We start from the raw sequence: 9,112 nt of genomic DNA on the forward strand, positions 1-9,112 counted from the left end.
TACTCACCCGTTCGCCACTAAGTAAGTATTGCTACTTACTCCGTTCGACTTGCATGTGTTAGGCACGCCGCCAGCGTTCGTCCTGAGCCAGGATCAAACTCTCCAATAAATTTTCGCAGTCACTAGGACTACTTATATTGAAGCCGTTTATCGGCTCATTGTAAATCAAATCTTGTTTGTTGCTTGTGCTGCAAGCAGCACATCGCACATCTGGCTTTTTTATGATGCATTACTTTACATTGTTCAGTTTTCAGGGAACGTTAGCACCAATGTGCAAGTATCACACAACCTCTGTTTTAAGGCCGTTCTTATATAATACCATGTTTACTTTTTCATGTCAACATAATATTATTAAGTTTTTATGCTACCGTTTCGGGACAGCTTCTATATACTATCATTGACATCAAGCTAAGTCAACTATAACTTTTATCAGAAGCTATCCTAAACGTAAGCATAAGGTATGATCTACTCTTTTATAGAATCAATTATTCCCCGAGATATGCTTTAATCACTTCAGGGTTATTGCGCAGGTTAGCACTGGTATCATGCATAGTAATTCTTCCTGTTTTCAAAATATAACCCCTACTAGCTACTTTAAGAGCTTTGTTAGCATTTTGCTCTACCATAAGTATGGTAAGACCTTCGTTATTGAGCTTTTTGACAATATTCAGCGAGTGGTTTACCAGAATTGGCATTAACCCCATGGATATTTCATCAATTAACAGCAGCTTGGGGCTTAACATCAGTGCCCTGGCAATAGCCAGCATTTGTTGCTCGCCACCGCTCATAGTCCTGGCCACTTGGCTTCTCCGTTCCTTAAGCCGGGGAAAAAGTTCATACGATTTTTCAATATTAGCCGCAATTACCTTGGCATCACTGACACTGTAGGCCCCCATCCTAAGATTTTCTTCGACTGTCAGATCAGGAAATACCCGTCGTCCCTCAGGCACATAACCAATCCCAATGGTGGCCCGTTCCCATGGCGGTAATTGGGATATGTCCTGGCCGTTAAAGCTAATACTGCCAGACTTAGCTTTAACCAACCCCATAATTGTTTTCATGATTGTGCTTTTACCAGCGCCGTTTGCTCCCAGTATGGTAACAAACTCGCCGGCCTGAACATCAATTGATATATTTTCGAGCGCTTGGGAATGACCATAAAAAGCATTGATATTCTCTAATTTAAGCACAGTCATCGTCCTTTCCCAGATAGGCTTCAATTACATAAGGATTGCTTTGAATCTCCTGGGGCAACCCCTCAGCAATCTTTTCCCCGTAGCTAATGACGACAACCCGGTCACTTACAGTCATAGCAATTGACATATTATGCTCGACCAGCATGATCGTCGTTCCCTGCGCCTTGAGCTGATTGATAATCTCAATAAATTCATCTTCAGCGTTGTTGCTCAAACCGGCACATGGTTCATCCAGGAGAACTAACAGCGGTTCAAGGGCTAAAGCGCGGGCAATCTCCAACCGGCGCATATAACCCAGACTTAAATCCCCGGCGCGCCGGTCTTGCTGAGCAAGGATGCCCACCTTGTCAAGCAGCATTTCTGCTTTTTCAATATTCCCTTTGGTCCGGCTGCGGCCAAAGATGCCGGCTAACGAGCTATACTTATCAAGCCCCATAGCCATGATGATATTATCCAGTACGGTCAGGTCCTGGCATGGATGAGATATTTGAAAGGTCCGGGCTACCCTCCGCCTGGCAACCTCATGCGGTTTTAACCCCTGAATCTCCTGTCCTTCCAGTAGAATTCTCCCGGCGGTAGGTGCGTAAACGCCGCATACGGTGTTAAAGAGGGTTGACTTCCCTGCACCGTTAGGGCCGATTACTGCTAAGGTCTCCCCTTTATATACATCAAAGCTGACATCATTAACAGCTTTTAAGCCGCCAAAATATTTTTTCAGATTTAATACCTGCAGCATTTTTTCCTTAGCGTTTACCATCTCCGGTTATCCTCCTCTGGCTGCTTAATCCAATCATCGAACCGGCTTTGTCAATAGCGGGCGAGATTTTCCTCCACAAAAGACTGTTTTCCCCCAGCAAACCTTCAGGCTGGAATCGCATCATTAAGACCAGCAAGCCGCCGTAAAGCAGCATCCGGTAGTCTGAGATAAACCGGAAAACCTCAGGCATAAGTCCCAGGATAATAGCCCCGATGACCGCGCCTCTAATGGTTCCCATCCCACCGATTACGATCATCGATAAAATAGATATAGAGGTAATAAAAGCAAAGTCAGTTGAGTAAATGAACCCCATGTAATGAGCGTACACCGCACCGGTAGAACCGGCGATAGCCGTACCAATGGTAAATGCAATTATTTTAAACCGGTTAACGTCTATTCCCAGTGAAGCAGCTGCCTCTTCATTGTTACGTATGCCACTAAGGGCTAAACCTAACCATGAATTTTGGATCTTAACACAAAGCATACAAACCAGGATAATCAACACAACAATTAATACAAAAAATCCTACATTATCAAGCTCGGTACCCAAAAGAACCGGTTTTTTGACCTCCAGGCCATAGGATGATCCAAGATAAGGCGTATAGTGAAAGATGGCTACAGCCACAAAATTAACCCCAATGGTTGTTACTGCCAAAAAGTCATCTCTTACCCGCAAACTTATTAGTCCAAGCAGCACACCGATAACCCCGGCTGCAATGCCGGCAACCGGCAGCGCCAGCCAAAAACTAATGCCAAGTTTAGACGTCATGACAGCAGCTGTATATGCACCAATGCCAAAGAAAGCAGCATGCCCCATTGACGGTTGGCCGGCATAACCTGTAATAACGTTCAAACTGAGGGCCAGCAGAATAAAAATGCCAATATTAATGCCTACAACTAACTCGTACATGCCAACACCCTTTTCTTAAGTATTAGGCTTTTTTGCTTATTAGCCCTTCAGGCTTAACTAACAGAATAATAATTAATGCGACAAAGGCGATAGCATCCCGCGGCAGGAAGAAACCGATATAGCCCGCAACCAAGGTCTCGATCAAACCAATTAACACTGCGGCAATAACAGTACCTACCGGACTGCCCAGACCGCCCAGCACAATTAAAGCCAGCATCTTATAGGCCGGGACATCTCCCATTGTCGGAAATACCGAGCTATATAACATACCGACCATAATCCCGGCGGCAGCGGCGAAAGAATACCCTAAGAAGAAGTTTAGCGCAACAACTTTATTAATATTTACACCCATGGCTTTGGCTATCTCCAAATCCTGAGCAGTGGCCCTCCAGGCCAGACCAATTCGCGTTTGAGTAAGGATATACCACAAAAATGCCAGAAAGGCAGCAGCCAAAAGGATAATCAGTATCCATGTCGGGTTTACTGTCAACCCTTCTGTTTTCCAGGCTGAAAACGGCAGTTGAACATTGAACTCCCTGATGCGCGGTCCGGCAATCAGGCGTAACAGATCCTGAATAAAGATAAAGAGGCCAATACTGGCAATAAGCGGCACAATCGGCGGACGGTTCAGCATGGGGATATAGAGCAATTTCTGAACGGCAGTACCAAAAAAGCCTGTAAGCAGAATCGCGCCTAAAAAGGACATTACAATATTATCGGTTGCCATATACAGAAACAGTCCCGCGTAGGCTCCGATAGCATACGCGCCGGCACTGGCTAAATCGAGAATTCTGAGTATGCCGTATACCATGGCCGCTCCCATGGCAGTAAGTGCATACACTCCCCCAATAACCAGGCCATTTAATACTTGCTGCACTATCATAGCTTCAAACTCCTTTTCTGAGTTTAGTGACATTAAGTGAACAACTGGTAGTAACGGGATAGAGACCGTGTCTCTATCCCGTTACTACCTACTTATTTACTCACTAGGAGGGGTAATGATGTCTTCGTCACTGATCTCACCAAAATAGTGGAATTCAGCATCTTTAACAACCTGAACCTGAACAGACTTCTTAACCTCGCCTATTTTGTTATACCCTTTAATAAGCCCGGTCACAGCCTCATAATCTTTCACTTCGGAGAGACCTTGACGGATTTTATCAGACTCTGTTCCTTTGGCTTTCATTACATTAGCCAGTACCATAAATGCGTCATAGGTCGATGCTGCAACCATGTCGGGTTTATGACCGTATTTTTGATTGTAGTCTTTAATAAAGTCTTGTACAATCTTGCGATCACTGTCGCGGTTCATATTTGTGGTAATAATTACGCCATTGGCTGCATCTTTGGCAACCCCGAGAAACTGTACAGTGGAGTCAGCGCCTTCAGTGCCCAGTATTTTAGCAGTAATACCAAGCTCTTTGGCCTGGCGGACAATCTGCGAGCATTCGGGAGCATAGCCCGGGATATAAATCAAGTCAGGATTAAGCTGTTTAATTTTAGTCAGCACCGGGGTAAATTCTTTCTCACCGGTTGAGAAGGAATCAACAGATATGATTTGGGCACCTAGTTGTTGAGCCTTTTCTGTAAAACCGGCAGCTAATGTTTTACCAAAATCAATATCAACCTGGAGGATTGATATTCTCTTAGCTTTGAGCATATCAACCGCTACCTTAGCGCCTGCTTTGCCCTGAACCGGACCTACGAAAGACTGGCGGAACATATAGTTACCGGTTTTGGTAATGTCAGGATGAAGAGCAAATGCCGAAATCATAGGAATTTTGGCATCCTGATAGATCTTGGCCGAAGCGCGGGTGGTACCGCTATAGGAACCGCTGACAACAGCGACAACGCCGTCTTTAGTCGTAAGTTTCTGAGCAATACTTACCGCCTGCTTGCTGTCTAATGCATCATCATAATTAATAAGTTCTACCTTACGTCCATTAATGCCACCGCCATTATTAATATTGTCGACAGCAAGTTTTGCAGCATTAAGGACACTTTCCCCGTCAGCGGCAGCCGGCCCGGTTACAGGCGCAAAGAAACCAATCTTAACAGGCCCTTTGTTGTCGGACTGAGCACTCTGTGTGCCGCCGCCACACCCTGTTACCAACACTGCCAGGCTGATCAGGAGTGCCAGCATCGTAAAAATACGTTTGTGAGTCATGTAAGAATTCCCCCTTTAAGATTGTGAATGTTATATTATGAAATATTATTCACAATCTTTGAAAAGCCTCTGTATACTTTTGTCAACACTAGCACAGATTTGACAAATAAAAAAATTAGGCCGGATAAACCAGCCTAATTCATTAATCAAAACCATAACTACATCTGCTGCAGCGATTCAATGTATTTTGGGTCAAAACCTTTGCCAACCAGATAAGCAATCAACTGCTGCTGTATTTCCGGGGAAAGGTCAGGCTGTTGATAAGTTTCCAACATCTTATTTTTCTTATTTATGATATTCTCAAGAAGTCTATCTGACGGATCGCCCACTACAGTTCCCCTGAGACTAATCTCAGGAATGAACGGCTCCTTCCGGCAATACCTCATGGTGTGCGCTGCAGTTAGAAATTGACCAGCAATACCTGCCTCGTTAATTACATCAACGGCCAGAGTATTGGAATCAATCTTAACCCCCGCAATATAACGCTTCACCATTCCAATTATTTCTAAATCAACAATAAATTTCTCATACGACATAGACGAATAGCCGTCCATGATTCCAGAGCTCTGAAAAATGAGGTTCATCCCTGCCCTGTGGGTAACTAAGTAGGTCAACATACTCTCATAACCTGACTGCACTGACAACGATTTGGCATCCGTTAATGAACCACCACCACGACAAGGCAATCCATAGTTTTTTGCCAAACGTGCCGCATATTCATAACATAAAGCCCCCTCAGGCGAACCAGTTGCAATACTACCTGTCCTCATATCTGAGGTGGTAGTCTGTGACCCGTAAACAACTGGTGTTCCTTCCCTCAGCATTTGAGCAACTGCAATACCTGCTAACACCTCTGCATTTGTTAATGCAATTGTACCTGCTAAAGTAACTGGCGCCGTAGTTCCAGCCATCGAACAGGCCGCAATAATGACTGGTTGCCTATATTTAACGAAACCCATCATTGTTTCTAACATATTTTTATCAAATTGCAGTGGAGTATTTGTATTTGCAATCGTTAGTGCTCTGGGCTTGTGTAATAACTCATCCTGACCAAAAATAATCCCCAGCATATCCATTAATCCCTGAACCTCTTCGGCTGTACCAGTACTTGTTATAATGCCCTTATCTGAGTACAGAACAGTTGCATACAGCAGCATGGCTATATTACCCTTACCACTCATATCTTTAGGCTGAACTACTGGGCCTCCGTTTGCTTTATAAAGGCTGCTTTGATGGTAAAGCTTGATAAAATTAATGTAGTCAGCCATCATTGCGGGACGTTTCGCCCCATCACTTTCAGAAATAGCGGGCGACCCAGACCCTGGACAGCATTCGACATTATTACCACCAACAACAATATCATATTGGGGATTGCGAGCATAGAGTGTAAAGGTTGACGGAGACTTACTAACCCACTCCATTATTTGTTCACTTGTAAAGTAAGCAGTTTGTCCGCATACCTTTATGCCTTTTTGCTGCAATAGTTCGATAATTTCCGGATGATGGAATTTCATGCCGGTTCTTTCCAGAACTTGCATTGACGCTTCATGAATCTGTTTTAAGTCTCCATCCATATGACTTAGGTTCATTTGTATGCCCCCTATTCTTTACGTATTTATTATCAGCTGTATTTCTTTGGGCACAGACCAAATATAAAATTAGAACAATAACTCCGATGCAAACAGTAGGCATATACCAAGGGGTTAAGCAGAGGCTGGATCTCGTTCCCCTTGGCAATAACCTAACCAGGGATGTGCTTAATTAGACGGTTAGTATGTGAAGCATATTTTTAAGCTTACTAAGTTCTTCATCCGGCATGCCGTAGCAGTGTTCCTTCGCTGGAAACAGACCTTTTTCCACTTCTTCTTTATATTGGTTTAGCGCTGCCAAAATAACACCATTCATATCAGCATATTTTTTGACGAACTTAGGTACAAAGCGATCAAAAAATCCGAGCATATCATGAACAATCAACAACTGTCCATCACAATGAATCCCGGCGCCAATGCCAATAATCGGCACTTTACTCTCCGCTGTAATGATTTTGGCAACTTCAGGCGGGATAGCCTCCAGCAGGATTGAACACACACCGGCAGCTTCCAAGGCAGCTGCATCTTCAATGATCCGGTAAGCAGCCTCTGCCGAACGGCCCTGAGCTTTGAACCCACCTAACGCCGAAGTGGACTGCGGCGTCAGTCCCAGATGCCCCATAACAGGAATACCGGCATTAACTATGTATTTTACAGCTTCCACTGCCACTGCGCCGCCTTCCAGTTTTATGCAGTCTACATTTGATTCTTTCATTAACCGTCCGGCATTACGAACAGCCTCTTGGGGTGATACCTGGTAAGATAAGAACGGCATATCCCCGATGACAAACGAGTTGGCTGCCCCCCGCTTAACAGCTGCTGAATGAACGACCATCATGTCCATTGTTACCGGCAAGGTTCCTTGATAACCATATACTGTCATCCCCAGCGAATCCCCGCACAAAATAATATCTATTCCTGCTTTCTCCTGTAATAAAGCCATAGGATAATCATAGCAGGTCATCATGGAAATTTGCTCGTGTTTTACTTTCTTTTCCATAAGATACGGAATCGTTACTCGTACTCTCGTCATTTGTATTCCTCCGTTTATATAATTGTTTTTTGTACATGCTTAGCTAACGCCCCCGGGAGAATTCATGTCCTTTTTTACACGAAGTTAACCGGTTTAGCTGGTGTACTTGCCTCACTCAGCGTTAAGGCTTTGGTTTCCGGTGCCCAGGCAATCGAGACAACAGTTCCCACAACTAGCGTACCAGTAAGCCAAAGCAGGGTGTAGCTCATCCCTAAATTGGCAATACTCATTGGCAATAAGAAGGTTCCAACTGCTGCGCCAAGCCGGCTGGCAGCAGTTGCTAGCCCCACCCCTGAAGAACGGACATCTGTTGGAAAGCTTTCCGCCGGAAAAACCCCTACCAAATTGGACACAGCCGACATGACTAGAGAAAAAGCGGCAAAAGTCACAACCATCAGAGTTTTAGAGTCAGACGGCAACAAACCCAGGGCAAGAAGTGAAAGGCACAAAAAAATGAACGAGCTGATTAAAAATCCACGACGCGAGAATTTTATTGTCCACCAAATCCCTAAAAAAGCCCCAACTACCAACAAGGCATTTAAAAACATGTGGGTGGTAAAATTTTCAGATAAGCCCATTGTTTTTAAAATATCGGGAAGGAATGTGTAAATCGCAAAATAGGGAATTACCAGGCACATGAAAAATATGCAGTTAAATAGTGTGCGCGTGATTAGCTTTCTGCTGAACAAGTCGATAAAGTTACCCGTTCCCTTTTCGGGCTGCTCGTCGTCGAGCACAACATTTGACCCCAGATACTTACTAACGATTGCCTTTGCTTCTTCAATCCGTCCCTGTCTTAATAACCAACGGGGAGATTCAGGACTTCCTATCCTGAGAAGAATGACAAGCATCGCCAATGGAAACGCTGATACAAGCAACCAACGCCATGACTCTGCAAGGGTACTTTGTAAATACACCCCTAGGAAGCTTGCCAATACATAACCAAATGTCCAAATAACACTAAACGATCCTAATATCGCACCGCGATGCTTACGCGGCAAAAACTCTGCCAACATTGTATGACCAACACTATAGTCTCCGCCAAGTCCAATGCCGATCAAAATCCGCAAAATGAAGAGCTGCTCAGGGGTTTGCACAAAAAATTGAAAAAAAGTTGCCGCAGCAATAATAACAAAATTGAGCATAAATATTTTTTGCCGCCCATAGTAATCCGATATCCAACCAAGAATCAAACTGCCTAAAAATAACCCAATTAAAGCCGAGCTACCGATAAGTCCCTGCCAAAAAGGAGACAGGCCCATTTGAGGAGTGATGACAGTAAGAGCTATGCCAATAACACCTAGTGAAAAGCCATCTGTAAAGTGAGCTGCAAATGTAATCCCAGTCATTTTTAAGTGAAATTTACTTAATGGTACATCGTCAAACTTTATTAAGCTACTCGTATTCATTAAATAACCTCCCCGAATATTTCTCCCGGAAAACATATTGCCATTTAACTA

General features: G+C 44.1%; 8 protein-coding genes and 1 rRNA gene. All 9 read right to left on the reverse strand.

Annotated features, from left to right (window positions below; all coding sequences use genetic code 11):
• A 16S ribosomal RNA gene (locus VN379_RS23800) occupies positions 1-109 on the reverse strand; the annotation flags it as partial.
• Between the two features lie 376 nt (positions 110-485).
• Entirely contained in the window at positions 486-1,190 is a 705-nt protein-coding gene (locus VN379_RS23805; protein WP_325538529.1) for an ABC transporter ATP-binding protein, read from the reverse strand.
• Positions 1,183-1,953 carry an ABC transporter ATP-binding protein gene (locus VN379_RS23810; protein WP_325538531.1) on the reverse strand — a complete coding sequence of 257 codons (771 nt, stop codon included), beginning with the start codon at positions 1,951-1,953 and terminating at the stop codon, positions 1,183-1,185. The genes VN379_RS23805 and VN379_RS23810 overlap by 8 nt, the downstream gene beginning before the upstream one ends.
• Positions 1,940-2,863, reverse strand: coding sequence for a branched-chain amino acid ABC transporter permease (locus VN379_RS23815; protein WP_325538533.1), 924 nt, complete (start codon positions 2,861-2,863; stop codon positions 1,940-1,942). Before VN379_RS23815 ends, VN379_RS23810 begins: the two co-directional genes overlap by 14 nt.
• Positions 2,864-2,885: 22 nt before the next feature.
• The gene (locus VN379_RS23820) at positions 2,886-3,746 is read right to left on the reverse strand and encodes a branched-chain amino acid ABC transporter permease (protein ID WP_325538535.1); all 861 of its coding nucleotides are present in this window, start codon (positions 3,744-3,746) and stop codon (positions 2,886-2,888) included.
• Positions 3,747-3,842: 96 nt separating this feature from the next.
• Positions 3,843-5,030, reverse strand: coding sequence for an ABC transporter substrate-binding protein (locus VN379_RS23825; RefSeq protein ID WP_325538537.1), 1,188 nt, complete (start codon positions 5,028-5,030; stop codon positions 3,843-3,845).
• A gap of 158 nt (positions 5,031-5,188) precedes the next feature.
• Positions 5,189-6,619: a trimethylamine methyltransferase family protein gene (locus VN379_RS23830; protein ID WP_325538539.1), complete on the reverse strand. Its 1,431-nt coding sequence runs from the start codon at positions 6,617-6,619 to the stop codon at positions 5,189-5,191.
• Between the two features lie 172 nt (positions 6,620-6,791).
• Positions 6,792-7,652: a 3-methyl-2-oxobutanoate hydroxymethyltransferase gene (gene panB, locus VN379_RS23835; protein WP_325538541.1), complete on the reverse strand. Its 861-nt coding sequence runs from the start codon at positions 7,650-7,652 to the stop codon at positions 6,792-6,794.
• 74 nt (positions 7,653-7,726) lie between these two features.
• The gene (locus VN379_RS23840; protein ID WP_325538543.1) at positions 7,727-9,061 is read right to left on the reverse strand and encodes an MFS transporter; all 1,335 of its coding nucleotides are present in this window, start codon (positions 9,059-9,061) and stop codon (positions 7,727-7,729) included.
• Positions 9,062-9,112: the final 51 nt, after the last annotated feature.

It is taken from the genome of Sporomusa sp. (assembly GCF_035561255.1).
Taxonomy (GTDB): domain Bacteria; phylum Bacillota; class Negativicutes; order Sporomusales; family Sporomusaceae; genus Sporomusa.

Bases quoted from the DNA above. Each gene is read 5' to 3' on its own strand.
- VN379_RS23810 (WP_325538531.1), bottom strand. From the start codon at position 1,953: ATGGTAAACGCTAAGGAAAAAATGCTGCAGGTATTAAATCTGAAAAAA.
- VN379_RS23815 (WP_325538533.1), bottom strand. From the start codon at position 2,863: ATGTACGAGTTAGTTGTAGGCATTAATATTGGCATTTTTATTCTGCTG.
- VN379_RS23820 (WP_325538535.1), bottom strand. From the start codon at position 3,746: ATGATAGTGCAGCAAGTATTAAATGGCCTGGTTATTGGGGGAGTGTAT.
- VN379_RS23825 (WP_325538537.1), bottom strand. From the start codon at position 5,030: ATGACTCACAAACGTATTTTTACGATGCTGGCACTCCTGATCAGCCTG.
- VN379_RS23830 (WP_325538539.1), bottom strand. From the start codon at position 6,619: ATGAACCTAAGTCATATGGATGGAGACTTAAAACAGATTCATGAAGCG.
- panB (WP_325538541.1), bottom strand. From the start codon at position 7,652: ATGACGAGAGTACGAGTAACGATTCCGTATCTTATGGAAAAGAAAGTA.
- VN379_RS23840 (WP_325538543.1), bottom strand. From the start codon at position 9,061: ATGAATACGAGTAGCTTAATAAAGTTTGACGATGTACCATTAAGTAAA.